1 protein-coding gene and 1 pseudogene are annotated in these 1,135 nt (G+C 48.5%); both read right to left on the bottom strand.

The genetic code is table 11. The features are described from left to right. The coding region (locus R7070_RS26150) for a LysR family transcriptional regulator (RefSeq protein ID WP_318141507.1) at nucleotides 1-835 on the bottom strand (835 nt) is incomplete at its 3' end. A gap of 77 nt (nucleotides 836-912) precedes the next feature. Further along, nucleotides 913-1,135, bottom strand: a pseudogene (locus tag R7070_RS26155) (hypothetical protein); the annotation flags it as partial.

Below are 1,135 nucleotides of genomic sequence, written 5' to 3' on the forward strand. Positions count from 1 at the left end.
GCATAGCGACCGCACCGTGGTAGTTACTTTTGATCATCCAATCGGACAACACTTCGACCACTTCTCCGCGCTCTAATGCCTCTTTCACCACGAAATCGTGGAAGATGCCAATCCCTAAACCGGCCTTGACGCCATTTAGGCGCATTTGCGAATGGTTGACCGCATACCGACCACTGACCGCGATGGAATGAAACGCCTCTTCTTTAAAAAACGACCAAATGTTGTCTTTGTCGTTTTCCGCTAGGTAAATACAGTCGTGCTGTTCAAGTTGCGTCGGATGTTCTGGCATGCCTCTTTGTGCGAGGTAGTCTGGCGACGCACACAAAACCAGATTGGTTTTACTTATCTCTTTGAGCACCAAATTCTCATCCGGTTTATCGGTGAGTTTAAAGGCGACATCAATGCCCTGACGAAACAGGTCGATTTCCCCGTCGGCAGCGCGCAGCTTGAGCTGAATTTTTGGATAACGTTGCAAAAAAGGCAGCACGAACGGTTGCAAGACCGAGTTTAAAAACGCCTCTGGTGCCGCTACCGTGAGCGCGCCAGTTGGTTCGGCATGTTCTTCCGCAGATAGCTCAACGGCTTGCTGCGCGGCATTAACCATCGCAATGCTTTGGTCATACACTTTTTGCCCTGCTTGAGTAATGATCAGCTTGCGCGTGGTGCGTTCAAACAACTTCACGTTGAGGGCTTGCTCCAAACGGGTGATCAGTTTGCTTAACGCAGATGGGGTAACGCCAAGCTGTTTGGCTGCGGCAGTAAAACTGCCTTCGTTGACCACCAAAATAAAGGAGGCCAAATCGGGCAGTAGAGCAATGAGTTTTGGATTAACCATAAAGATTCCGTTCTACGCGGCGTATTAAAAGTATTGTCTGGCAGGGCTTTACGAGGTGCAAGTGTGCCAGTCTCGCTTTAACGATATTTTGCCAAAAAGGCGTGAAGAATCGGCAACCCAGACTCGTTAGTATGATAACGCTGCCAACATTGATAAATGGCGGTTTCATGTTCTGCGACTAAATCAAATGCAGTTTGAAAATTGACAGCGTTTGAATTCTTCTCTATCGCGAGAGTTTGCCATTCTCGGTATGTCACTTCGTACGGCTCAACCCAATTGAGTAGCGTGGCAACCAGCTCT

Source organism: Vibrio sp. 1557 (assembly GCF_033340175.1).
GTDB lineage: Bacteria > Pseudomonadota > Gammaproteobacteria > Enterobacterales > Vibrionaceae > Vibrio > Vibrio alginolyticus.